The following is a 23,300-nucleotide window of genomic DNA, read 5'->3' on the forward strand; positions in this document are numbered from 1 at the left end:
GAACTGGACCTTGCCCCTCGTTCGCAACGCGGATGAGGTGCGCAAAACAAGCAGGAGATCGGCGTGACGGCAGCGAGCGGCAACAAGGTGGCCAGCAACAGGGTGGCCAGCAACAGGGTGGATTGGCGGACGCTGTGGGCGAGCGGCGATCTGGCGCGCTTCTGCTTCGTCAGCCTCGGCATCCTGCTGCATGCCACCAACGAGACGATGGTGGCGACGGTGATGCCGGCCATGGTCGGCGAACTGGCGGGCGTGCAGCTGGTCGGCTGGTCGCTGGCGATCTATGAGCTCGGCGCAATCGTCGCCGGCGCCGCTGCGGGCCGGCTGGTCAGTTATGTCGCCCTACGCTCCAACATGATGGTCGCCGCCCTGCTCTACGCGACCGGCGCGCTGATCTGCGCCACGGCGCCTTCCATGCCGTTGTTCCTCATCGGGCGTCTGGTCGAAGGGCTTGGCGGCGGCGCGCTGGTATCGCTGGCCTTCGTCTCGGTCGAGCGTCTGTTTCCACGCAACATCTGGCCGCAGCTCTTCGGCATCATGTCCGCAATCTGGGGCGTCGCAGCCTTCAGCGGCCCGATGCTTGGCGCTCTCATGACCGAATTCCTGTCGTGGCGCTGGGCTTTCGGCGTCTTCACCTTGGGTGGCGCGGCGATGGCGCTGGCAAGCTTCGTCGTGCTCGACACCCCCGAAGCGAGGAAGCCGCAGGCGAGCGGCGGCAAGGCACCGCCCTTCCCCTATCCCGCGCTTGCCTGTCTCGCCCTCAGCGTCGTGCTGATCGCCGCCGCCGGCATCGACGTCGCCCTGTTGCGCTCGTCGCTGCTCCTCTTCCTCGGCCTGACCGGCCTGGCGCTTTTCTTCCGCGTGGACGCGCTTAGACCGCAATCCCGGCTCTTCCCGTCGCCTCTGTTTTCATGGCGCTCGCCGCTTGGCAGCGGCATGACCATGGTTGCGGCTTTCTCCGTGGCGACCTGCACCTTCACCATTTACGGGCCGCTGCTTCTGACCACGCTGCACGGCATTCCGATCCTGACCACCGGCTACATCATCGCCGCAGAATCGATCGCCTGGTCGATCCTGTCGATCCTCATCGCCAATGCGCCGCTGGAGCGCGAGAGGCTGATCATCCTCGTCGGCGCGCTGATGATCGCCTCCGGCCTCGCCGGTTTCGCTTACACAATCCCGGCAGGCTCGATCCCGCTGATCCTGCTCTGCGCCCTTTTGCAAGGCGGCGGCTTTGGCGTTTGCTGGCCCTTCCTCACGCGCGTCATCGTCGCCTCGGCCCGCGACGGCGAGCAGACCATCGCCTCAGCCGCCGTGCCGACCATGCAGCGCATCGGCTATGCGGTAGGCGCAGCGCTCGCCGGCATCGTCGCCAATGGCAGCGGCTTCTCGGAAGGCCTGAACCGTGAAGCGGCCGCAGGCGTCGCCGGCTGGCTGTTTCTGGCCTTCGTGCCCCTCGGCGTGTTCGGCTGCCTGGCGGCATTGAGGATATTTTCGGCGACAAACCGGCCGAGATTGGCAGCGGGTTGACGGGGATGTCATGGCGGCCGCGGCCGAGGCGCCGGCTTGCCGCTCGGGTCAGACCTCAATAGTCTGCTGCAGCCGCTCCGCAATCAGCGCGGCGAGCCGCGCCGCCACCTCGTCCTTGCCCATTTCCGGCCATTCCTCGACGCCGGTCCTGGAGACGATGCGCACCTTGTTGCGGTCGCCGCCCATCACGCCGGATGGACCGATGCCGCTTTCGTGCGAGACATCGTTGGCAACGATGAAGTCCGCGCCCTTTTTCTTGAGCTTCGCCTCGGCATTGGCGATGAGGTCCTGTGTCTCGGCGGCAAAGCCGACGACGAGGCCCGGCCGCTGCACGTGATGGCCGATGCCCGCGAGGATGTCGGGGTTCTCGACCATCCGCAGCGAAGGCGGTCCCTTGCCCGCCACCTTCTTGATCTTCTCGCCGGCGGCGTTTTCCGTGCGCCAGTCGGCGACGGCGGCAACAAATACGGCGGCATCCGCCGGCAACAGGCTCTCGACCGCTTGCTTCATCTGCGCGGCCGTTTCGACGTGGGTGGTCGCGACACCGGCCGGATCGGCGAGGGTGACCGGGCCAGAGACAAGCCTGACATCGGCGCCGAGCTTAGCCAGCGCGGCCGCGATGGCATGGCCCTGCTTGCCTGAGGAGCGGTTGGCGATGTAGCGCACCGGATCGATCGGCTCATGCGTCGGACCGGAGGTGACGATGATCCGGCGCCCAGCAAGCGGCTTCGGCTTCTCGTCGAGTATCGCCTCGATCGCGGCGACGATCTCCAGCGGCTCGGCCATGCGGCCTTCGCCCGCTTCGTTGCTTTCGGCCATCTCGCCCTTGGCGGGACCGGCAAAGGCGACGCCGTCCTTCTGCAAGGTGGCCCGATTGCGCCGCGTTGCCGGATGCGCCCACATCTTCGGGTTCATCGCCGGCGCCATCAGCACCTTCTTGTCGGTGGCCAGAAGCACCGTCGAGGCAAGGTCGTTGGCATGACCGTTGGCGAGCTTCGCCATCAGGTCCGCGGTTGCCGGCGCAACGACCAGCAGGTCGGCCTCGCGCGACAGCCTGATATGGCCGACATCGTGCTCGTCCTTGCGGTCGAACAGCTCGGTGAAGACATGATCGGCCGAAAGCGCGCCGACCGACAGCGTGGTGACGAATTCCTGCGCGGCCGACGTCATCACCACCCGCACCGAGGCGCCGCGCTCGCGCAGCCGCCGGATCAGGTCGAGCGCCTTGTAGGCGGCAATGCCGCCGCCGATGATGAGCAGGATGCGCTTGCCGGAGAGGGAACCTCGCGAAACTGATTTGGCGGATGCAGCGACAACCGGCGCCGCCTGCTCCTTTGAGCCTGTCAGCGCACGCAGCCTTTCTTCGATCTGATCGATGCGGTCGGCCTGCCCTGCCCGGCCTTCGACCGCGGCGCGTATCATCGCCCGCGCCTGCTCCTCCATCGAGCAGCCATTTTCGGCCGCGAGTTGCCGGAGCAGGTCCTTGACCTCGTCATCCAGATTACGGATCGTGATGGTGGCCATGTGATTGCACTCGCTTTAGGTAGCGCTTGCAATGATAGCAATGCAATCAACCGGCGACAAGCCGGCTGGCGGTCAGAGCAATTTCCACGCTACGTAGATCAGCGTCAGCGCGATCACCCACAGCGCCACGCGGCCGGAGCGGGTGTGGCGCGCTTCCGCCCTGCCTATCGCGCGCGCGGTCGCTTCGTCGAAGCGCAGGCCGTTTTCCGCCATCAAATCGATCTCGCGCGACAGCCGCTCGGTGCGGGCCACAAGATCCGGCGCCTGCCTTGCCAGCGACACAAGGGCTCTGCCCGCGTCGCGCGCGTCGGTGAGCATGCCGCGCGGGCCGAGATTGCCCGCGATCCAGTCGCTGACCACAGGCTCGGACGTCTTCCACATGTTGAAGGCCGGATCGAGCGTGCGGGCGACGCCTTCGACCACCACCATGGTCTTCTGCAAAAGCACCAGCTCGGTCCGCGTCGCCATATCGAAGAGCTCGGTGACTTCGAATAGCAGCGTCAACAGCTTCGCCATCGAGATGGTCTCGGCCGACTGGCCGTGGATCGGCTCGCCGATGGCGCGGATCGCCTGCGCGAAGGCCGAGACATTGTGTTGGCGCGGCACGTAGCCCGCCTCGAAATGCACTTCGGCGACGCGCTGATAGTCGCGCACGATGAAGCCGTAGAGGATCTCTGCCAGGAAGCGGCGCTCCTTCTTGCCGAGCCGGCCGGCAATGCCGAGATCGACCGCGACGATTGTGCCGTTCGCCTCGACGAACAGATTTCCAGGATGCATGTCGGCATGGAAGAAGCCGTCGCGCAACGTGTGCCGCAGGAACGATTGGACCAGATTGGCGGCGATCGCCTTGAGGTCGTGGCCGGCGTCGGCAAGGCCGGCGAGATCGTTCATCTTGATGCCGTCGATCCACTCCATGGTGAGCACGTCGCGGCCGGTCCGCTCCCAGTCGACCGCCGGCACGCGAAAACCCGGATCGTCCTTGGTGTTCTCGCCGAGTTCGGAAAGCGCGGCTGCCTCGAGCCTCAGGTCCATCTCGATCTTGGTGGTCTGCGCCAGCGTCTGGGTCACCTCGACCGGACGCAGCCGGCGCGACGAGGGGATGTATTTCTCCTGCAGGCGGGCGGCAAGGAAATAGCTTTCGAGATCCTGGAAGAAGCGGTGCCGCACGCCGGGCCGGATAACTTTCACCGCCACCTGCGAAGCGCTACCCTCGCGCACGATTTCGGCGCCGTGCACCTGCGCGATAGAGGCCGCCGCCACCGGTTCGCCGAAGCGCGAATAGAGATCGTCGATCCTGCGCCCGAGCGAGGCTTCGATCGCATGGACCGCCGCCGCTTTCGGGAAGGTATGCATCTTGTCCTGCAAGAGCGCGAGGTCCAGCGCCATGTCGTTGCCGACGACATCCGGGCGTGTTGCCAGGAACTGGCCGAGCTTGACGTAGGAAGGTCCGAGCCGCACCACCGCCCGTGCCAGCCTGTCGCCCCGCTGATAGCTCAGCGCCCGGCGGCGGGTGAAAAGCCGCGCCACGCGCCAGCCGAATTTCGGCATGCCGGAGAGTTCTTCGCCCGGCAGCGCCGCGACGACGCCCTCGCGGACCAGCACCCAGCCGGCCCTGGCGAGCCTGAAGGCTGCGCCGACGCTGGTCATAGCCCTGCCTGTTTCAAAGCCGCCTGCTGCAAGGGGCCGCGCCTCAAAGCTTCCAGCCGGAATGAAGGGCGGCGATGCCGCCCGAATAGTTGCGGAAGGTGACGCGATCGAAGCCCGCGCGGGTGATCATTGCTGCGAAATTCTGCTGGTTGGGGAACTTGCGGATCGATTCGACGAGATAGGAATAGGGCTCGCCATCGCCGGTCACCGCCTTGCCGATTTTGGGGATGGCGTTGAACGACCAAGCCTCATAGACCTTGTCGAGCAGCGGCATGTCGACCTCGGAGAATTCGAGGCAGAGCAACCGTCCGCCCCGCTTCAGCACCCGATAGGCTTCGTCGAGAGCGACCTCGATGCGCGGCACGTTGCGAATGCCGAACGCTATCGTATAGGCATCGAAGCTGTCGTCCTCGAAAGGCAATTCCTCGGCATTGGCCTCGACGAAGTCGGTGTTCGCGGCAAGCCCCAGCTTTTCGGCGCGGTCGCGGCCAACGGTCAGCATCGAGCCGTTGATGTCGAGCACCGTGGCATGGGCCTGGCGCCGGCTGGCCTCCACGATGCGGAAGGCGACATCGCCGGTGCCGCCGGCAACGTCGAGCACCTTCCAGCCCATCTTTTTGGGAGGGTTCAGCCAGGCGACCATCGCGTCCTTCCACAACCGATGCAACCCGGCCGACATCAGGTCGTTCATCAGGTCGTATCGATTGGCCACCTTATGGAAGACGTCGTTGACCAGGGGCTGCTTCTCGCCTTCCCCGACCTTCCTGAAACCATAGGAGGTTTCCATGCCGCCCGCGGCCGTGGTTCTCTCAACTGACATTATTTTGATCCGCCATAAAACCGGCGGGACCATAGCCGATCGATGGTGCCGACGCTATTGTCCAAGGCGCGGTTTTCGGCCGCGCCTTCAAAACCCGGCAGGGAAAGGCCACGCATGATTTTCCGGCCAGAATCTGCGCGAGAGCAGCATATCGGACGGGATGACCGCATGATTTTGAAGGCCGAACTGCACTGCCACATCGAAGGGGCGGCGGCGCCCGAGCTCGTCGTCGCCCAGGCCCGCAAATACGGCAAGGACCCTTCGCCCTATATCCAGGACGGCTCATTTGTCTGGCAGGACTTCACCTCGTTTCTTGCGGCTTACGATTTCGCTTCCGACCTGTTTCGCACGGAGGAAGACTATGCCCGCCTCGCCGACTACTATCTGACCAGCCTCGCCCGCGACGGCGCCATCTATTCCGAGATATTCACCTCCCCGGACCATGCCAAGAAGGCCGGCCTGTCGCCAAAAGCCTATACGGATGCGCTGGGCGAAGGCATGACCCGCGCCAAGGCCAAGACCGGTATCGAGGGCCGCATGATCGTCACCGGCGTGCGCCATGTCGGGGTCGAGGCGATCGAGCAGGCGGCGCGCTTCGCGGCGCGCTGCGGCCATCCGCTGGTGACCGGTTTCGGCGTCGCCGGCGACGAACGCATCGGCGATTTCGAGGACTATGTGCGCGCCGTCGAGATCGCGCGCGAAGCGGGCCTCGGCATCACCATCCATGCCGGCGAGCTGATGGGCTGGGAAAGTGTGGCGGCGGCCCTGGACCACATCCGCCCTTCCCGCATCGGCCACGGCGTTCGCGCCATCGAGAATCCGGACCTGGTCCGCCGCATCGCCGCCGAAGGCGTGGTGCTGGAATGCTGCCCGGGCTCCAATGTCGCGCTGAAAGTATTCGACAGCTTCGCCGACCATCCCTTTCCGGCGCTGCGTGCAGCCGGCTGCAAGGTGACGCTCAACTCCGACGACCCGCCCTACTTCTGGACCTCGCTGAAGCGCGAATACGATATCGCCGCCGAGCATTTCGCCTTGAACGACAAGGCGCTCGCCGGGATCACCAGAACGGCCGTCGAAGCGGCCTTCGTGGACAAGAAGACCAAGGCGATGCTGCTAGGCCGCCTCGACGCCCGGGGCCGGTGAATGGTGAATGGTGAATGGTGAATGGTGAATGGTTGGTCTGCTGGCGCGCTTCGGCATGTCAAGGCAACCGCAGAACCGTCAGGACTCGCAAACCTGCTTACTATTCACTATTCACTATTCACCACACACTGGAGCACATCATGCAGGGCGTCACCGTCGTCGACCACCCCCTCGTCCAGCACAAGCTGACCATCATGCGCAAGAAGGAGACCTCGACGGCCGGCTTCCGGCGGCTGCTGCGCGAGATTTCGCTGCTGCTCGGCTATGAGGTGACCCGCAATCTCGAACTGACCACGACCATGATCGAGACGCCGATCGAGGAGATGGAGGCGCCGACGCTGGAAGGCAAGAAGCTGGTCTTTGCTTCGGTGCTGCGCGCCGGCAACGGCCTGCTCGAGGGCCTGCTCGATCTGGTGCCGGCTGCACGCGTCGCCCATATCGGCCTCTACCGCGACCACGAGACGCTTGAAGCGGTCGAGTATTTCTTCAAGGCGCCGAGCGATCTTGCCGACCGCCTGGTGATCGTCGTCGATCCGATGCTGGCGACCGCTAATTCCGCGATCGCCGCGATCGACAAGCTGAAGGGGCGCGGCGCCACCAACATCCGCTTCCTCTGCCTGCTTGCCGCCCCCGAAGGCATCGAGCGCTTCACCAAGGCGCATCCGGACGTGCCGATCTTCACCGCCTCGATCGACCGGCAGCTGAACGACAAGGGCTACATCATGCCCGGCCTCGGCGACGCCGGCGACCGCATGTACGGCACAAAGTGAGCGCCGTTCTTAACTGGCCGTTTACGCAAGCTTGCGGTTCCCGCACGCGTTAAAGTCGTACACACCATGTCGGGCTTAAGGATGCTGCTTCGCGAGCAATTCCAGGAAAAGTGTGAAGCGGTTTTCGTTCGGAATTGCTCCAAAACAAGGGATAGAGCGGGTCGACGTTTCCTTGAAACGGTGAAACGCTCCAGGGGCATCAATGCTGCGCAAGATTCTCATCCTCGGCATCTTTGCCGGAACCTCGGCTTCTATTCCGATCGTCTATCAGGCTAACCCGCATCTGATGGACGGCTTGCTGAAATCGACCGTCGCCCCGCAGCCGGCTGCGCCGGAGGCAGAACCGCAGGTCAATCTCGCCTCGGTTCCGGACAAGCCGGCGACGCCGGTGCCGCTCGGCCGTCAGGTGCTGGTCAATGCCGATGGGCGCGGCCACTTCACGTCGCAGTTCAAGCTCAATGGCCGCCAGATCGACGGCATGATCGACACCGGCGCGACGCTGGTCGCCATCAACACCTCGACGGCGCGCAGGATCGGCATCTCGCTCAATCCGTCCGACTTCAATCGACCGGTGAACACCGCCAACGGCGCGATCAAGGCCGCCGTGGTGACGGTCGACCGCCTGCAGATCGGCAAGATCTCGGTCGACAACGTCCAGGCGATGGTGCTCGACGACAGGGCGCTGCAGACCAATCTGATCGGCATGAGCTTCCTGCAGCGGCTGCAGAAATACCAGGTCCAGGACGGCTCGCTGCTGCTCGTGCAGTAAGTCCGATCAGCGCGGCAGTATCCGCCTCAACACGGTCTTCTCGGCAGGCGGCTTCGACGCGCCGATCGTATAGGCGGCACGCACAGCGGCAGCTGCTGCCGCAGCCTGTGCGTCGGTGCGGGCATGCACCAGCGCCAGTGCCTCGCCCGGGCGCAGCTCGGCGCCGACCGGCAACAGCCCGGTCAAGCCGACGGCATAATCGATCTTGTCGTCCGGACGGGTACGCCCGCCACCGAGCGTGACGACGGCAAGCCCGATATCGCGCGTCGCGATGCCGGTCACGAACCCGTCCTGTTCCGCCTTCACGGCCAGTTCGACCGGCGTAGTCGGCAAATATTTTTCCGCATTCTCGATGAAATCGCCGGGACCGCCAAGCGCCGACACCATTCGCGCGAAGACGGCCGCCGCACGGCCTCCGGCAAGCGCTTCGGTGGCGCGCCTGATGCCGTCCTGGTTGGACGATACGAGCCCCGCCGACTGCAGCATCTCGGCCGCCAGCGCCAGCGTCACCTCCTCCAGCCGCCGGTCACGATATCGCCCGGTGAGGAAATCGACGGCATTCTTCACCTCGACCGCGTTGCCGGCGGCCGAGGCCAGCGGCTCGCTCATGCCGGTCACCAGCGCTGAGGCCTTCAAGCCGGCGCCATTGGCGACCTCGACCAGGCTGTTCGCCAGGGCGACGGCATCGCGCGACTTCTCCATGAAGGCGCCGTTGCCGACCTTGACGTCGAGCACCAGCGAGCCCAGGCCCGCGGCAAGCTTCTTCGACAGGATCGACGCGGTGATCAGCGGCACCGATTCGACCGTTCCGGTCACGTCGCGGATCGCATAGAGCCTGTGGTCGGCCGGCGCGAGATCGGCGGTCTGGCCGATAATGGCGCAACCGGTCTCGAGCACCGTCTTGCGGAAAAGCGCCACATCCGGCTGACTGGCATAGCCGGGGATGGCATCCATCTTGTCCAGCGTGCCGCCGGTGTGGCCGAGCCCGCGGCCCGAGATCATCGGCACACAGGCGCCGCAGGCCGCGACGATCGGCGCCAGCATCAGCGAGACATTGTCGCCGACACCGCCCGTGGAATGCTTGTCGGTGACCGGGCCCGGCAGGTCGGACCAGTCGAGCACATCGCCGGAATCGCGCATCGCAATCGTCAGCGCCACCGCTTCCTCGCGGCTCATGCCGTTGAGGAACACGGCCATCGCGAAAGCGCCGACCTGGCCCTCGGAGATGGTGCCGGCCGTCAGCCCCGCGACGAAGGCCCCGATCTCGTCGGCCGAGAGTTTGTGGCCGTCGCGCTTGCGGCGGATGATCTCCTGCGGCAGCATCAGTCGGGCAAGCCGTCCTGGAAGACGCGCCGCAGGATCGTCGCCAGCCGCGCGCCGCCGATTGGCGCCATATCCTTGGTTTCCTGGTGCGAGAGCTCCGCTCCGGTCATGCCGGCCGCCAGGTTGGTGATGACCGAGCAGGCGGCGACCTTGAGCCCGAGGAAGCGGGCGAGGATGACTTCCGGCACGGTCGACATGCCGACCGCCGTCGCCCCCATGACGCGGGCCATGCGGATCTCGGCCGGCGTCTCGAAGCATGGTCCGGAAAACCACATATAGACGCCCTGATGCAGCGCAGTTCCCGTTGCCTTCGCCGCTTTCTCGATCGCGCCGCGCAAGCCGGCGTCATAGGCCTCGGTGAGGCCGACGAAGCGGCGGTCGCTCGGCTCGCCGATCAGCGGGTTGGAGCCGGCGAAATTGATGTGGTCGGTGATCAGCATCACCGAACCCGGCCCCATTTCAGGATCGACGGAGCCGGCAGCATTGGTGAGGATCAAATGCGAGATGCCGATGCCGGCAAGCACCTCCAGCGCCGGCCGCATCGCCGCGGCATTGCCATGCTCGTAATAATGCGCGCGTCCGGACAGCATCAGCACCGGCGTGCCGGCGAAATGGCCGGCAACCACCTCGCCGGCGTGGCCGGAAACACCGCTGCGCGGGAAGCCCGGCAGTTCGGCATAGGAGATGCGCCTGGCATCCTTGACCTGGTCGACCAGCCCGCCCAGGCCCGAGCCCAGCACGAGCGCCGCGGCCGGCGCCAGTCCGTCCAGCTTCTCGACCAGATGATCCAGCGCTTCCTTCATTTCAACCCGCTCCTCATTTCAAGATGTCGCCCCTGAAGCCGTAGGGCAGCATGTCGCCCATGGTCACCGTTTCGGCCACGCCGGCGTTGTCGCAGAGATAGAGCTTCGTGTCCGGCCGGCAGAATTCCGCCAGCCGCTGCCGGCAGCCGCCGCATGGCGAGCATTTGGCCATGCGTTCGGCGATCACCGCGATCTCAATGATCCTGCCGCCGCCGCCCATGATGTAATGGCCGAGCGCCGTGGTCTCGGCGCACCAGCCTTCCGGATAGGACGCCACTTCGATATTGGCGCCGGTGAAGACGCGCCCGTCCTCGGTGCGCAGCGCTGCTCCTACTGGGAACTTCGAATAGGGCGCATAGGCCTTTGCCATCGCCGTCTTCGCCGCCTCGAAAAGATCATGCGACATCCGGTTCTTCTCTCCCACGATCTTGTTCAAATACCGGTCGCCGCCGCACGAAAATCCCGCCGCTGCATTCTCCGACCTCAGCGTTCCTTCACATAGGGCACGCCGCCGGCACGCGGCGGGATGGCCTTGCCGATGAAGCCTGCGAGCAGAATGACGGTCAGCACATAGGGCAGCGCCTGCATGAATTGCACCGGCACCTTGCCGATGATCGGCAGCGGCGAGCCCTGCAGGCGGATCGCCGCAGCATCGAGGAAACCGAACAACAGGCAGGCGAACATGGCGTTGACCGGCTTCCATTTGGCGAAGATGAGCGCTGCCAGCGCGATATAGCCCTTGCCCGCAGTCATGTCCTTCACGAAGCCGCCATTCTGCACCATGGAAAGATACGCGCCGGCAACGCCCGTGAGGATGCCGGTGCAGATCAGCGCGCGGTAGCGCAGCCAGGCGACCGAGATGCCGGCGGTGTCGACCGCTGCCGGATTTTCGCCTACGGCGCGCATCCTGAGCCCGAAGCGGGTACGAAACAGCACCCACCAGGTGAACGGCACCATGGCGAAGGCGAAATAGACCAAGATCGAATGGCCGGAGATCAGCTCGACATAGATCGGGCCGATGATCGGCACGTCCTTGATCGCCTCGGCGCCGGGCCAGATGATCGCCTCGAAGCGTTCGGCCGGCTGCAGGGCCGGCGTGCGTCCGCCCTGTTGGAACCACGCCTGGCCGAGGATGATGGTCGATCCGGCAGCGATGAAATTGATCGCCACGCCGGACACGATCTGGTTGCCGCGATGCGTGATCGAGGCGAAGCCGTGCACCAGGGCGAAAGCGACCGAGATCAGCACGGCCGTGCCGAGGCCGATCAGCGCCGAATGGAAGACGGCGGCGGCCGAAGCGCCGGCAAAGGCGCCGACCAGCATCTTGCCTTCCAGGCCGATGTCGAAGATGCCGGCCCGTTCCGAATAAAGACCCGCCAGGCAAGCGAGCAGCAGCGGCACCGAAAGGCGGATGGTCGAATCCAGCACCTGGATGATGGCGTTGAACATATCCATCTCAGGCCCCCTTACCGTTCACTGCCTGCATGCCGACCGATTTCGGACTGACCGAGGCGAACAGCGCCTGGATGTAGGGCCTGAACATGTGTTCGAGCGCGCCGGCGAACAGGATGACCAACCCCTGGATGATGACGATCATGTCGCGGCTGATCGCCGGCATCTCGAAGGCAAGCTCCGCGCCGCCCTGGTAGAGCATGCCGAACAGGATCGCCGCCAGGACGATGCCGACCGGATGCAGCCTGCCCATCAACGCGACCGCGATGCCGACATAGCCGGCGCCGGACACGAAATCGATCGCGACATTGTGCTGGTCGCCCATCACCGGGTTGAGCGCCATCATGCCGGCAAGCGCGCCCGAGATCATCATCGCGGTGATGATGATGCGGGTTTCCGAAATGCCGGCATAGCGCGCCGCCTTCGGGCTGTGGCCATAGGTGCGCATTTCGTAGCCGAGCCTGGTGCGCCAGATCAAAAGCCAGACCAGGAAGGCCATGACGAGCGCCAGCAGAAAGCAGATGTTGAGCGGCGCCGAGCGGATCTTGGCGCCGAACAATTCGATGATCCAGTTGAGCTTCGGCAGTTCGGCGCCGGCGAGGAAATTGCGCGTCTGCGGCGCCTGCGACCCGGCCGGCTTCAGCGCACCGACCAAGAGATAGACCATCACCGAGGCGGCGATGAAGTTGAACATGATGGTGGTGATGACGATGTGCGAGCCGCGCTTAGCCTGCAGATAGGCCGGGATCAGCCCCCACAGCGCGCCGAATGCCGCCGCGGCCACGATCGCGATCGGAAAGATCGCCCACCAGGGCAGCACGCTGTCGAGGCTCAGGCAAACGAGCGCGATGCCGAGGCCGCCTATATAGGCCTGGCCCTCGGTGCCGATGTTGAACAGGCTGCAATGCGCCGCCACCGCCACCGACAGCCCGGTGAAGATGAAGGTCGTGGCATAGAACAGGGTGAACGCGATGCCCGTGCCCTTGCCGAAGGCGCCGTCGACCAGGATGACGGCGGCGCGGAACGGGTTTTCGCCGACCAGCATGACGACGAAGCCGGCAACGATGAAGGCGACCGACAGATTGATCAGCGGAATCAACCCATAGTCGGCCCAGGCCGGCAGCTTGGTGTAGGGCGTGCTCATTCGGCGGCCTCCTGGTGCTCGACGCCGGCCATCAGCAGCCCGAGCTCGCCTTCGGTCGCGTCCGGGCCGCGCTCGCCGACGACACGGCCGGCAAACATCACCAGGATGCGGTCGGACAGCGAGCGGATCTCGTCGAGCTCGACCGATACCACCAGCACGGCCTTGCCCTGGTCGCGCATGGCGATCAGCCGCTTGTGGATGAATTCGATGGCGCCGACGTCGACGCCGCGCGTCGGCTGGCCGACGATCAGCACGCCGGGATCTTGTTCCATCTCCCTGGCCAGCACGATCTTCTGCTGGTTGCCGCCGGAGAAGTTCGCCGTCTTCAGCCGCGGATTGCCGGGGCGGATGTCGTATTTCTCGATCTTGTCCTTCGCGTCGGCCATGATGGCATCGACGTCGAGGAACGGCCCCTTCAGGTAGCGCTCGTCGTCGTGATAGCCGAGGATCGAATTCTCGTTTTCCTCGAAGGCGAGCACCAGCCCGACATGGTGGCGGTCCTCGGGCACGTGGGCAAGCCCACGGTCGCGCAATTCGCCGGGATCGGCCTTGCCGGTGAGATCGATCGGCTTGCCTTCCAGCATCACCTCGCCGGAAACCGCATGCCGGATGCCGGAGATTGCCTCCAGCAGCTCGGACTGGCCGTTGCCGGCAACGCCGGCGATGCCGACGATCTCGCCGCCGCGCACGTCGAAGGAGACATTGTCGACCATGGTGACGCCGCGCGAATCCTTGACCGTCAGGTTCTTGACCGAGAGTTTTATCGCGCCGGCTTCCGACTGGCCCTTTTCGACCCTGAGAAGCACGCGCCTGCCGACCATCAGCTCGGCCAGTTCGCCGACCGTGGTTTCCTTGGTCACCCGGGTTGCCACCATCGTGCCCTGGCGCATCACCGAGACCGTGTCGGTGATCGCCATGATCTCGCGCAGCTTGTGCGTGATGAGGACGATGGTTTTTCCCTGCTCCTTCAATTGCTTGAGAATGCGGAAAAGGTGGTCGGCCTCGGCCGGCGTCAACACCCCCGTCGGCTCGTCGAGGATCAGGATCTCGGCGCCGCGGTAAAGCGCCTTGAGGATTTCGACACGCTGCTGCAGGCCGACCGGCAGCTCTTCGATGACGGCATCCGGATCGACCTCGAGGCCGTACTCGCGCTCCAGCCGGTCGAGTTCCGAGCGTGCCTTGGCGATGCTGCTCTTCAACAACACATCGTTTTCGGCGCCGAGGATGATGTTTTCCAGCACCGTGAAATTGTCGACCAGCATGAAGTGCTGGTGCACCATGCCGATGCCGAGCGCGATGGCGTCGTTGGAGGTGTTGATCGACACCGGCTTGCCGCCGACGTGGATCTCGCCGCTGTCGGCCTGATAGAAACCATAAAGGATCGACATCAGCGTCGACTTGCCGGCGCCGTTCTCGCCGACGATGCCGTGGATGGTGCCGCGCGCCACTTCCAGGTTGATGTCGCGGTTGGCGCGCACTGCGCCAAAGCTCTTGTTGATGCCTATGAGCTCGATTGCGGCTTGCGCCATGCAGCCTGTTCCCACTGTTATTTTTTATCGCTTGGTCAAAAGGCCTAGCATGATGCCCCGCTTATGCCAATCGGCGGTGCACTCTCGACAAATCGCAGCGCCCTTGTCAATTTCGAACCTGAGCAGGTTCCGCAAAACTGTCCACGGTTTTGCGATCAGACCTGCGGGAACCAATAGGGCCTAAGCAGATATATTCGGGCATCCACGAACATCTGCTGAGGCGGAGGCTTCACACTCGCAAGGGGTCGGTTTGCATGACCATGCCTGACGATCGGCTGACGGCGTTGGAAATCCGCGCCGCCGAGCAGGAGAACACCATCGAGGAACTGTCCGGGCAGATCGCCGAACAGTGGAAGGTGATCGAGCGCATGGAGCGCAAGCTCGCAGCGCTTACCGACCGGTTCCTGGAGTTGGAGGAGCAGACCGCCTCCGATGTTCCGGTGACCAAGCCGCCCCACTGGTGAGGAGCATGGGAAAAAACGGCCATGTCCGGTGAAAGCGACCGTGTCGCCAGGGCCGGCGACTATGTCTTTGGCCTGATGAACGACAGGGAACGCGCTCGCGCCGAGCGCGACCTCGAGATCGATCCCGCCTTTCGCGACACGGTGCTGCGGCTGGCCGAGCGCTTGCGCGCATTCGATCCCGCGGCACCTGAAGGGCGCGACAATCGCTGGGAGCTGGTCACGCGGCGCCTTGCCGAATTGCCGCAGATGCAGACACGCCTTGCCGGCGTCGCCGCCTCCGAGACGGAACCGCCGCCGGTGATGATCCATCGGCTTGAGCGCAAGTCCTACGGCGTCGGCCTGCATTCGCGTGGCGGCAGGCTTGGCTTTGTTATTGCGCTTGCCCTGCTGGCCGCCTTTGCGCTCGGCTATCTCGCCGGCACGCTATAGCTCACGCGACATCAGAAGCATCGGCGCGCCGTCCTGCTCGAAGGTCTCGACCGCCGTCCATCCAAGCGCCTCGTAGAAGCCGCGCGCCTGCCAGGTGTAGAGATAGAGCTTGCCGACACCGGCCGAGACGGCACGAGCTTCGACGGTTCTGACCAGCGCCGTGCCGACGCCGCTGCCGCGATATCCATCCTCGACGATCAGCCCAGCCAGCCATGGCGAGAAGTCGTGCGGCGAACTGATTTCGCTGCGGACGAGCAGGCAGCTCCCGATCAGCCGGCCACGGTCGCGCGCAACGAAGGCTGCCTCGGAGCCGTCGCCGGCGATCAGCCCGCGCAACCCGGCCATGTCCTCGTCGAGTGTCCGATCCGTGCCTTCGAAGAAAGCCGCTAGGCGAAGCCTCGCGATTGCTTCGACGTCGCCTTCCGCCATGGCCTCGATCGTCGGCCGCATAGTTCCATCTCCAAAGCGAAACCGCCGGGCGTTGGCCCGGCGGTTCAAACCTTGCTTCAGCCGCAGATCAATACGGGCAGGCGTTGTCGGTGGTGTAGTCGTGCACCTGGACCTTGCCCAAGATGATGTCGGCCTTGGCCTTTTCGACGGCCGCCTTCATCTCGTCGGTGACCAGCGCCTTGTTGTTGTCGTCCATGGCGTAATCGACGCCGCCTTCCTTGAGGCCGAGATTTTCGAGGCCGCCTTTGAAGGTGCCGTTCTTGCCATCCATGAAGGTGTTGTAGACGGCGACGTCGACCCGCTTCATCATCGAGGTCAGCACCTTGCCCGGCTGCAGGCCGTTCTGGTTGGAATCGACGCCGATGCCGAGCTTGCCGGCATCCGCTGCCGCCTGCAGCACGCCGACGCCGGTGCCGCCGGCAGCGGCGTAGACCACGTCGGCGCCCTGGTCGATCTGCGTCTTGGCGATCTCGCCGCCCTTGGCCGGGTCGTTCCAGGCGGCCGGCGTGTCGCCGGTCATGTTCTGGATGACGTCCGTCGCGCCGGCCGACTTGGCGCCGCCGACATAGCCACATTCGAACTTGCGGATCAGCGGGATGTCCATGCCGCCAACGAAGCCGACCTTCTTCGATTTCGAAGCCATCGCCGCCAGGATGCCGACGAGATAGGAGCCTTCGTTCTCCTTGAACACCAGCGAGCGGACATTGGGCAGGTCGACGGCATCGTCGATGATGGCGAAGTTGAGGTCGGTATATTCGGCTGCGACTTTCTTCAGCGCATCTTCCCAGGAAAAGCCGGCCATGACGATCGGGTTGCGGCCGTCCTCGGCGAAGCGGCGCAGCGCCTGCTCGCGCTGCGAGGCGTTGGAGACTTCGAATTCGACATAGGCGATGCCGGTTTCCTTCTTGAACTTCTCGGCGCCGTTATAGGCGGCCTCGTTGAAGGATTTGTCGAACTTGCCGCCCAGATCGTAGAGAATGGCGGGCTGCACGTCCGCGGCGAAAGCCGGAAGAACCATTGCAGTTGCGGCCAGAAGGCCGAGAACGATACGTTTCATGTGATCCACACCCTGTCGGTTATTTTTCCGTTATGCGCCGCCTGCCCGCCCGGTTCTCCGGCAGGCTTGCGGCGCCAGGCAGGAAGTGTTTTGCCCCTCCCGCTCGCGGTCAATCTGGCACGGCGCGAAACAAAATTCACGTGGAATTTTGACCTGTTGGAAAAAGCGGTTACCGGCGCAGGGCTCGGCGGTTTCGCCGTGGCCGACCGGCCGCAACAGCATCAAAACAAGGGCCTTCAGGGACTTGGGGCGAATTCCGCGCCGCGGCGCTTGCGCCGGTAGCCGATGGCGTAGAGCAGGAAGGCCAGCACCGCGAAAACAGCAAACCCTGGTTGCGCGAGCACCCAGGCGACGGCGCCGTCCCAGACCAGCGGGCTTGCCTTGGCGCGCACGAAAGTCTCGAAGGCCGCACGGGTATCGGGCGAGACCGCGAGCCAGCTTGCATTGAGCGGCGTCATCACCAGTGAGGAGGCTGCGACCGAGCGTGTCGTGTCAATCACCGCCATGATCACGGAGATCGACAGCGCAACCATGGCTGCCAGCCGAAAGATGAAACGCAACATCGACGCTCTCCCCGGGAAAGCTCCCGTCTACCCCGCAATCGACATAGAGCCTGCGTGGTTCCCGCGCAATCGCGACCTGTGAAATTAGCGAGCCCGCGCCGGTCTGCGCCGATTCACCCGCCAGACGGCCAAAATACCGCCGGCGATCGCGCCGACGATCAGGCCTCCCAGGCCGACAAAAGCCGCGAAAAATCCGCAGGCGCCCTCGAAGCAGCTCATATGCGTCAGGTCCGCTATCAGCGAACCGGCGAAGAAACCGGCGCAGGCGCCGATCGCGCCGCCAAGGATGATGCCGAGCAGCGCGGCAAGGATCGAGACGAAGACCGGCGGCCGTTCGGTCTCCGGATTGGCGTAGATCGTCTCGGCACCGGCCCCGTTGCGCAGCAGGTAGATGCAGAGCAGGCCGATGGCGATCTCGGCGACGGTGAAGCCCAGCGCCTCGGCCGAGAAGACGAAGTCGGACACGAGCAACACATAGGCCTGGCGCACCAGGAGCCAGATGATGATGGCGATCTGCCAGATCGTGTAATGGCGCGGGAAGCGGGCCGAGCGGTTGAAGGCAAGGCCAAGCAGGTACAGCCCCCACAGGATGGTGATGACGCCGCCGGTAAGGCCGCCATAGACCAGGAAGAACACGCTGTCGGGCAGGCTGAAGTCGCCGATCAGCCGCCAGGAGGAGATCAGCCCGTAGGCCGACAGCCCCATGACGATGACGAGCCACGCCACCGGGATGAGGGAAAGCCCGCCGTCCGGCCGCCCTGCGGGTTGCTGGTCGATCGATGCCATGTCGGGACGATGCCCCTCGCCCAGGCAATTCCGGGAAAGCCACCTCGCGGCTTTCCGGCGGGAATTGCAAAAAACCGAACCGGCAATCCAGGGAAAGCTCGCAACCGTCCACCGGGACTGCATGAAAACAAAGATTTGGCGCAGTCGACAGCCGGGCGGAGGCGAAGTCAAGCATCACCGGCGCGTCGCGATCGGCCTGTGCACATCATTCGAACGCATCGCCCCTGACCCTGTCTTTGCGCCCATACACGGCAAAAGCCGCGGCAATGCCAATATGGCTTGGCATTCGCTTTAGGATCGACTAGATGAGCCCCGCGCCTGTTTGCCTAGACGGCTAGCGGTGCCGGGAAGGGTTGCCTGCCGGTTGAAGGCACACCAGACATCCGTTGAGGACTTCCCAAGGGAGCATCTCCCCAACCCGCGCGGCGAAACCGACCGACGCGAGATGCCAAGACGGAGAGGTGGCCGAGTGGTTGAAGGCGCACGCCTGGAAAGTGTGTTTACGGGAAACCGTAACGCGGGTTCGAATCCCGCTCTCTCCGCCAGCCAACTTGATTGATTTCTATATTTTTTCGGAGCAGGCCGAGCCTTCATGCTCGACCAGGTGATATCTGAAACGGTCGCGCACGAATTCGTTGAAGAACTGTCCTTTTGAGAAGGCCGCCTTGAAAGCGGTGTAGACCTCGGGTCCTACGTCCTCATAGTCATAGCGCTTGCCGGTCGGGACGAACCATACCGAGAGGACCCGCCTCGACGGATCGTAATGGATAGTCCGGATCGCGGTGGAAGGCATGTGCCGTCTCCTGCTTCCAACGCTTAATCCTTCCTGCGCCGCGAGGTTCCGCCATGCCGGCTTGCACAAGGGGCCCGATTGCCTATCTGAGCCGCATGACATCATTGAAAAACCGAGCTGCCGGCGACGCTTTCCAGGGCGATCTCTTCGGTGCGCCTGAAAGCCAGCCGCCCATGCCCGTAGGCTTCTCCTACCTGCCGGACCTGATTACCCGCGACGAGGAACACGAGCTGGTCAGTCATATCCGGGGCCTGCCCTTCAAGCCGTTCGATTTTCACGGCCATCTTGCCAACAGGCAAATCGTCGGCTTCGGCTTGCGCTACGATTACGAACGCCGCCAGGTCGTGGAGGCGCCGCCCATACCGGACTTCCTGCTGCCGCTTCGCGCCAAGGTCGCCGCTTTCGCGTGCATCCCCGCAACAGAGTTCGCGCAAATGCTGATCAACGAATATCGCCCGGGCGCCGGCATAGGCTGGCATCAGGACAAGCCGCATTTCGAGCTGGTCGCCGGCGTTTCCCTGCTCGCGCCCTGCAGCTTCCGGCTGCGCCGCAAGAACGGCGCGGCATGGGACCGTGAAACGATCGAGGTCGAGCCCAGATCGCTCTACCTCATGGCAGGGCCGGCCAGGAACGAGTGGGAGCACAGCATCCCGCCAGTCGAACGCCATCGCTATTCGGTGACGTTGCGGACAATGCGGGCTCTTTAAGCAGCCGCGCCGGCGATTATCCGGGAACCATCGCGGGGCGCCAGGGTTGTGTCGTCAGGTTTTCCAGATGGAAAGGAAAGACGATGCGCATGTTGACGATGGTCCTGACGCTGTCGGCAATGGCATTGGCGCAACCCGCTTCCGCTCAACGCGCCGATCCGCAGCCGCCGCAAGCGACGCCGCCAGCCCAGGAGCCCATCCCCGGCCAGCCGCAGCCCGGCCAGTCCCAACCCGGCCAAGACGATGCCGCCCAGAACGTCACCAACATCGTCGTGGTGGCGATGGAGGACCTGCCCTCGGAAGTGAAGGCGCAGGCCGAAGCCATAGTCACCAGGACGACCGCCAAGGAACTGGCCAAGCTGCAGAACTCGGTCGACGCCTCGCCCGAGGCGACGTCGGTTCTGCATGCGAACGGACTGAATTCCTCGCAGGTCGTTGCCGCCAACATCGACGGTGACGGCACCCTGACGCTGATCATCCAGACGACGGCCTGACCTTTGGGGGCATGACCCAGCCGAACGGCGGCCGACGGGCCGCGGTTCGCCTTCGATCCTCACTCTTGCGGAGGCCGTCATGACCGAAGCCGCGGTCCGCAACTTCATGCTCAACTTCGGGCCGCAGCACCCGTCGGCGCATGGCGTGCTCAGGCTGGTGCTGGAACTGGACGGCGAGATCGTCGACCGCGCCGATCCGCATATCGGCCTGCTCCATCGCGGCACCGAAAAGCTGATCGAATACAAGAACTATCTGCAGGCCCTGCCTTATTTCGATCGGCTCGACTACGTCGCGCCGATGAATCAGGAGCATGCCTTCTGCCTTGCCGCTGAAAAGCTGCTCGAGCTGTCCGTCCCCCGGCGCGGCCAACTGATCCGCGTGCTGTTTTGCGAGATCGGGCGGCTCCTGTCGCATCTTCTCAACGTCACCACGCAGGCCATGGATATCGGTGCCCTGACGCCGCCGCTATGGGGTTTCGCCGAACGCGAGAAGTTGATGGTGTTTTATGAACGCGCCTCAGGCGCGCGTATGCACGCGAACTATTTCCGCGTCGGCGGCGTCCATCAGGACCTGCCGGAAAAGCTGCTCGACGACATCTGGGATTTCTGCGATCCGTTCCTGAAGGCCTGCGACAATCTCGAGGGCCTGCTCACCGACAACCGCATCTTCAAGCAGCGCAATGTCGATGTCGGCGTGATCTCGCTCGACGACGCCTGGGCCATGGGCTTCTCCGGCCCCATGGTACGCGGCTCGGGCGCCGCCTGGGACCTGCGCAAGGCGCAGCCCTATGAATGCTATCCCGAAATGGATTTCGACATCCCCATCGGCAAGCACGGCGACTGTTACGATCGCTATCTGGTGCGGATGGAAGAGATGCGGCAGTCGGTGCGGATCATGCGGCAGTGCCTGGAAAAGCTGCGCTCATCCGATGGCCAGGGTCCTGTCGCCGTGCCGAACCAGAAGATCACGCCGCCGCCGCGCGCCACCATGAAGCGCTCGATGGAAGCGACCATCCATCATTTCAAGCTTTATACCGAAGGCCACCGCGTGCCGCCCGGAGAGGTCTATGCCGCGGTCGAGGCGCCGAAAGGCGAGTTCGGCGTCTATCTGGTCTCGGACGGCAGCAACGTTCCCTATCGCTGCAAGATACGCGCGCCATCCTTCGCCCATCTCCAGGCGATGGATTTCCTGTCGCGCGGGCATATGGTGGCCGATGTCGCGGCGATCATCGGCTCGCTCGACATCGTCTTCGGCGAGATCGATCGCTGACGCGAAGGAGAGCCCGGCGCCTCTCCTTCGTCTCCGCCAACCGTCGAGCCCGACGCGATCCCGCCGACGGAACCGCTCTAACGCATGAACACCGCCCTCAGCCAGGCAAAGATGCCGGCGCCCGGGGAGATCGCCGCGCGCACGCGCGAGGCCGCCCAGCGGGCCGGCATGTTGGCGCCGACATGGCAATGGCAGACGACTTCATGCAGCTGCCAGTCGCTCATTTCGAAGAAGCGCTTGGCTTCGCCGTAAGTGTCGTCCCGCAGGCCTTGCGCGCGGAAGATCGGGTCCTCGAAAGCGATGGTTATCGCCGAGCCGTCGATACGCATTCTTTGGCGCACATCGGCAGAGGCGTATTCGGTGCCCGCCAGCGCCGTGAGGCGGCGGCCGGGATTTTGTTCAAGAAGCTGCGCCCAGCGCTCGAGGCGCTGGCCGCGATTGGCGATGAGAGCCGGTGCTTCGGCATGAACGTCGGCAACGGCGTTGATCTGATCAAGGGTTTGGTGCTTCACGGCCGTCTCCTGTGTCGGCAGATGGCCCCCGTCCACAACGGGATTTAAGGCGCCGACCGACGCCGGCAAGAGCCGAAACAGGCAGGTGGAATCATTTGATCATTGTCTGCCGCCGTCGCGCGCCGCGATCGTGTTGGAACCATCCGCGGGCGTGGCCGTTCTGCCAGCTTGCGCCGCCGATCGCTCCAGACGAAGCCTCCGAATGCAGCGGTCACCTCCATCAGTTCAGGTCGGGCAGGACATCCCGGTTTTTGGGATTCGCAGCAGGCCTTGCCAAGGCATCGAACGGAAGGAAAACGCGATGGCCATTCTCCCCAATCCGGACCCATCTCCCACGCCCGTGCCCACGCCGCCGCCCATCCCGGAACCGAAACCGGTGCGCGAGCCGGAGCCGGACCGGCTGCCCGACGAGGAGCCGATCCCCAATCCCGATGAGAATGACGCGCCGCCCAGGCATTCCGCAACCAGGCGGCGCCGGATTTGAACGGCTCGCGGGAGGCGCCTGATGCGCCTCCCGCCGCCTGATCATTCCCCGCGCATCGTCGCCTGGAAGGTCGGCAGGTGCTTCTTCTGCGCCTCGATCATGCGTTCGCGGTAGACGCCGTAGATGACGTCGGTGTCATGCAGCGTCACGCCCGCAATGGTCGGCGAGGCGAAGACCGGCAGCTCGATGCCGCGCTTCGACAATTGCTCGGCCGTGCGGGCAAGCAGCTCATGCGCCATGATCATCGCCAGCACCGTCGACGAGCCCGACACCGGGCGGCTCCAGCCTTCGATCGGCACCACCGCGTCCTCGATCGGCGAGCAGGTGTCGATGACGAGGTCGGCGGCGTCCGCCAGCCGCTTGCCGGAGGAATGCGTGGCCGGCTTGTCGAGATTGTTCTTGCTGGTGACCGCGACGACGAAGATGCCGCGCTTCTTGGCATAGAGCGCGGTGTCGATGCCGGAGGAATTGCGGCCGCTATGGCCGAAGATGATGATGGAATCGCCCTTGTTCAGCGGCTGATGGTCGAGGAACTTCTCGGCATATTTCTCGGTCCGCTCCAGCCACAAAAGCTCGCGCACGCCGCCTGCGCCGAGCACGTTGTGCCACATCACGCGCGGGTCGGTCAGCGGATTGAAGCCGACGAAGCTGCCATAGCGCGGGAACATCTCCTGCGCCGGCAGCACCGAATGGCCCGAACCGTAGAGATGGACCAGCCCGCCATTTTGCAGCGTGTCGGCAAAGCGGCTCGCCGCCTGGCCGAAGGCTTCTTCATTGGCCTTCGATGCCTGCTCGATGAGGGCGGCGAGACGGGGAATGTAGAGATCGGACACTTCG

26 protein-coding genes and 1 tRNA gene are annotated in these 23,300 nt (G+C 64.5%); 11 read left to right on the forward strand and 16 right to left on the reverse strand.

The genetic code is table 11. The features are described 5' to 3' along the window. Positions 1–63: 63 nt before the first annotated feature. Positions 64–1,530 (forward strand): MFS transporter, encoded by a 1,467-nt coding sequence (locus FJW05_RS13265; protein ID WP_246673390.1) that lies wholly within the window; start codon positions 64–66, stop codon positions 1,528–1,530. Between the two features lie 48 nt (positions 1,531–1,578). On the opposite strand, the gene coaBC is transcribed toward FJW05_RS13265, so the two are convergent. From coaBC to ubiE, 3 genes are all read right to left on the reverse strand, one after another. Then, complete coding sequence (gene coaBC / locus FJW05_RS13270) at positions 1,579–3,054, reverse strand: bifunctional phosphopantothenoylcysteine decarboxylase/phosphopantothenate--cysteine ligase CoaBC (protein WP_210239095.1); 1,476 nt, start codon at positions 3,052–3,054, stop codon at positions 1,579–1,581. 72 nt (positions 3,055–3,126) lie between these two features. Beyond that, positions 3,127–4,701: a 2-polyprenylphenol 6-hydroxylase gene (ubiB, locus tag FJW05_RS13275; RefSeq protein WP_140632583.1), complete on the reverse strand. Its 1,575-nt coding sequence runs from the start codon at positions 4,699–4,701 to the stop codon at positions 3,127–3,129. Between the two features lie 43 nt (positions 4,702–4,744). Then, positions 4,745–5,521: a bifunctional demethylmenaquinone methyltransferase/2-methoxy-6-polyprenyl-1,4-benzoquinol methylase UbiE gene (ubiE, locus tag FJW05_RS13280; protein WP_140632586.1), complete on the reverse strand. Its 777-nt coding sequence runs from the start codon at positions 5,519–5,521 to the stop codon at positions 4,745–4,747. 168 nt (positions 5,522–5,689) lie between these two features. On the opposite strand from ubiE, the gene FJW05_RS13285 reads away from it, so the two are divergent. The 3 genes from FJW05_RS13285 to FJW05_RS13295 all read left to right on the forward strand — a co-directional run bounded on the left by FJW05_RS13285 (position 5,690) and on the right by FJW05_RS13295 (position 8,203). Beyond that, entirely contained in the window at positions 5,690–6,664 is a 975-nt protein-coding gene (locus FJW05_RS13285; protein WP_140632589.1) for an adenosine deaminase, read from the forward strand. A 140-nt stretch (positions 6,665–6,804) separates the two neighbouring features. Continuing rightward, the gene (gene upp / locus FJW05_RS13290) at positions 6,805–7,434 is read left to right on the forward strand and encodes a uracil phosphoribosyltransferase (protein ID WP_027165262.1); all 630 of its coding nucleotides are present in this window, start codon (positions 6,805–6,807) and stop codon (positions 7,432–7,434) included. A gap of 202 nt (positions 7,435–7,636) precedes the next feature. After that, complete coding sequence (locus FJW05_RS13295) at positions 7,637–8,203, forward strand: TIGR02281 family clan AA aspartic protease (RefSeq protein ID WP_140632592.1); 567 nt, start codon at positions 7,637–7,639, stop codon at positions 8,201–8,203. Between the two features lie 6 nt (positions 8,204–8,209). Here the strand turns inward: FJW05_RS13295 and deoA are convergent, their stop codons facing one another. The 6 genes from deoA to FJW05_RS13325 all read right to left on the reverse strand — a co-directional run bounded on the left by deoA (position 8,210) and on the right by FJW05_RS13325 (position 14,454). Further along, the gene (gene deoA, locus FJW05_RS13300; protein WP_140632595.1) at positions 8,210–9,526 is read right to left on the reverse strand and encodes a thymidine phosphorylase; all 1,317 of its coding nucleotides are present in this window, start codon (positions 9,524–9,526) and stop codon (positions 8,210–8,212) included. Beyond that, positions 9,526–10,329, reverse strand: coding sequence for a purine-nucleoside phosphorylase (locus FJW05_RS13305; RefSeq protein WP_140632598.1), 804 nt, complete (start codon positions 10,327–10,329; stop codon positions 9,526–9,528). The genes deoA and FJW05_RS13305 overlap by 1 nt, the downstream gene beginning before the upstream one ends. A 13-nt stretch (positions 10,330–10,342) precedes the next feature. Then, complete coding sequence (gene cdd / locus FJW05_RS13310) at positions 10,343–10,735, reverse strand: cytidine deaminase (protein ID WP_140632601.1); 393 nt, start codon at positions 10,733–10,735, stop codon at positions 10,343–10,345. Positions 10,736–10,812: 77 nt separating this feature from the next. After that, a complete protein-coding gene (locus FJW05_RS13315; RefSeq protein ID WP_140632604.1) occupies positions 10,813–11,784 on the reverse strand; it encodes an ABC transporter permease in 972 nt (323 codons plus the stop codon). A gap of 1 nt (position 11,785) precedes the next feature. Then, positions 11,786–12,925 carry an ABC transporter permease gene (locus FJW05_RS13320; protein WP_140632607.1) on the reverse strand — a complete coding sequence of 380 codons (1,140 nt, stop codon included), beginning with the start codon at positions 12,923–12,925 and terminating at the stop codon, positions 11,786–11,788. Then, positions 12,922–14,454 (reverse strand): ABC transporter ATP-binding protein, encoded by a 1,533-nt coding sequence (locus tag FJW05_RS13325; protein WP_140632610.1) that lies wholly within the window; start codon positions 14,452–14,454, stop codon positions 12,922–12,924. The genes FJW05_RS13320 and FJW05_RS13325 overlap by 4 nt, the downstream gene beginning before the upstream one ends. 254 nt (positions 14,455–14,708) lie before the next feature. Here FJW05_RS13325 and FJW05_RS13330 point away from each other — a divergent pair, with 254 nt between their 5' ends. Next, positions 14,709–14,918 (forward strand): SlyX family protein, encoded by a 210-nt coding sequence (locus FJW05_RS13330; RefSeq protein ID WP_140546338.1) that lies wholly within the window; start codon positions 14,709–14,711, stop codon positions 14,916–14,918. A 21-nt stretch (positions 14,919–14,939) separates the two neighbouring features. After that, a complete protein-coding gene (locus FJW05_RS13335) occupies positions 14,940–15,347 on the forward strand; it encodes a hypothetical protein (protein WP_140632613.1) in 408 nt (135 codons plus the stop codon). Here the strand turns inward: FJW05_RS13335 and FJW05_RS13340 are convergent. The 4 genes from FJW05_RS13340 to FJW05_RS13355 form a co-directional block, all read right to left on the reverse strand. Next, entirely contained in the window at positions 15,342–15,797 is a 456-nt protein-coding gene (locus tag FJW05_RS13340; RefSeq protein ID WP_140632616.1) for a GNAT family N-acetyltransferase, read from the reverse strand. The genes FJW05_RS13335 and FJW05_RS13340 overlap by 6 nt on opposite strands. A gap of 67 nt (positions 15,798–15,864) precedes the next feature. Then, complete coding sequence (locus tag FJW05_RS13345; RefSeq protein WP_140632619.1) at positions 15,865–16,854, reverse strand: BMP family ABC transporter substrate-binding protein; 990 nt, start codon at positions 16,852–16,854, stop codon at positions 15,865–15,867. Positions 16,855–17,090: 236 nt separating this feature from the next. Beyond that, positions 17,091–17,417: a hypothetical protein gene (locus FJW05_RS13350; protein ID WP_140632622.1), complete on the reverse strand. Its 327-nt coding sequence runs from the start codon at positions 17,415–17,417 to the stop codon at positions 17,091–17,093. An 84-nt stretch (positions 17,418–17,501) separates the two neighbouring features. Next, positions 17,502–18,203, reverse strand: coding sequence for a DUF2569 family protein (locus tag FJW05_RS13355; RefSeq protein WP_140632625.1), 702 nt, complete (start codon positions 18,201–18,203; stop codon positions 17,502–17,504). 455 nt (positions 18,204–18,658) lie between these two features. Here FJW05_RS13355 and FJW05_RS13360 point away from each other — a divergent pair. After that, positions 18,659–18,748: transfer RNA gene (locus tag FJW05_RS13360), tRNA-Ser, on the forward strand. A gap of 17 nt (positions 18,749–18,765) precedes the next feature. Here FJW05_RS13360 and FJW05_RS13365 read toward each other — a convergent pair. Beyond that, the gene (locus FJW05_RS13365; protein WP_140546332.1) at positions 18,766–18,996 is read right to left on the reverse strand and encodes a KTSC domain-containing protein; all 231 of its coding nucleotides are present in this window, start codon (positions 18,994–18,996) and stop codon (positions 18,766–18,768) included. 95 nt (positions 18,997–19,091) lie between these two features. Here FJW05_RS13365 and FJW05_RS13370 point away from each other — a divergent pair, with 95 nt between their 5' ends. The 3 genes from FJW05_RS13370 to FJW05_RS13380 all read left to right on the forward strand — a co-directional run bounded on the left by FJW05_RS13370 (position 19,092) and on the right by FJW05_RS13380 (position 21,467). Continuing rightward, positions 19,092–19,703: an alpha-ketoglutarate-dependent dioxygenase AlkB gene (locus tag FJW05_RS13370; RefSeq protein WP_181164933.1), complete on the forward strand. Its 612-nt coding sequence runs from the start codon at positions 19,092–19,094 to the stop codon at positions 19,701–19,703. 89 nt (positions 19,704–19,792) lie between these two features. Then, positions 19,793–20,197: a hypothetical protein gene (locus FJW05_RS13375; protein WP_246673392.1), complete on the forward strand. Its 405-nt coding sequence runs from the start codon at positions 19,793–19,795 to the stop codon at positions 20,195–20,197. Positions 20,198–20,276: 79 nt separating this feature from the next. Then, entirely contained in the window at positions 20,277–21,467 is a 1,191-nt protein-coding gene (locus FJW05_RS13380; RefSeq protein ID WP_140546329.1) for an NADH-quinone oxidoreductase subunit D, read from the forward strand. A 77-nt stretch (positions 21,468–21,544) separates the two neighbouring features. Here FJW05_RS13380 and FJW05_RS13385 read toward each other — a convergent pair whose 3' ends face one another. Continuing rightward, positions 21,545–21,979 carry a hypothetical protein gene (locus FJW05_RS13385; protein ID WP_140546328.1) on the reverse strand — a complete coding sequence of 145 codons (435 nt, stop codon included), beginning with the start codon at positions 21,977–21,979 and terminating at the stop codon, positions 21,545–21,547. Positions 21,980–22,280: 301 nt separating this feature from the next. Here FJW05_RS13385 and FJW05_RS13390 point away from each other — a divergent pair, with 301 nt between their 5' ends. Then, on the forward strand, positions 22,281–22,463 hold the full coding sequence (locus tag FJW05_RS13390) for a hypothetical protein (protein ID WP_095766249.1): 183 nt from the start codon (positions 22,281–22,283) through the stop codon (positions 22,461–22,463). Positions 22,464–22,504: 41 nt separating this feature from the next. Here the strand turns inward: FJW05_RS13390 and FJW05_RS13395 are convergent, their stop codons facing one another. Continuing rightward, entirely contained in the window at positions 22,505–23,296 is a 792-nt protein-coding gene (locus FJW05_RS13395) for an SIS domain-containing protein (protein ID WP_095766248.1), read from the reverse strand. Between the last annotated feature and the right edge of the window lie 4 nt (positions 23,297–23,300).

This window comes from Mesorhizobium sp. B2-9-1 (assembly GCF_006439455.1).
In the GTDB taxonomy this organism is placed as follows: Bacteria; Pseudomonadota; Alphaproteobacteria; order Rhizobiales; family Rhizobiaceae; genus Mesorhizobium.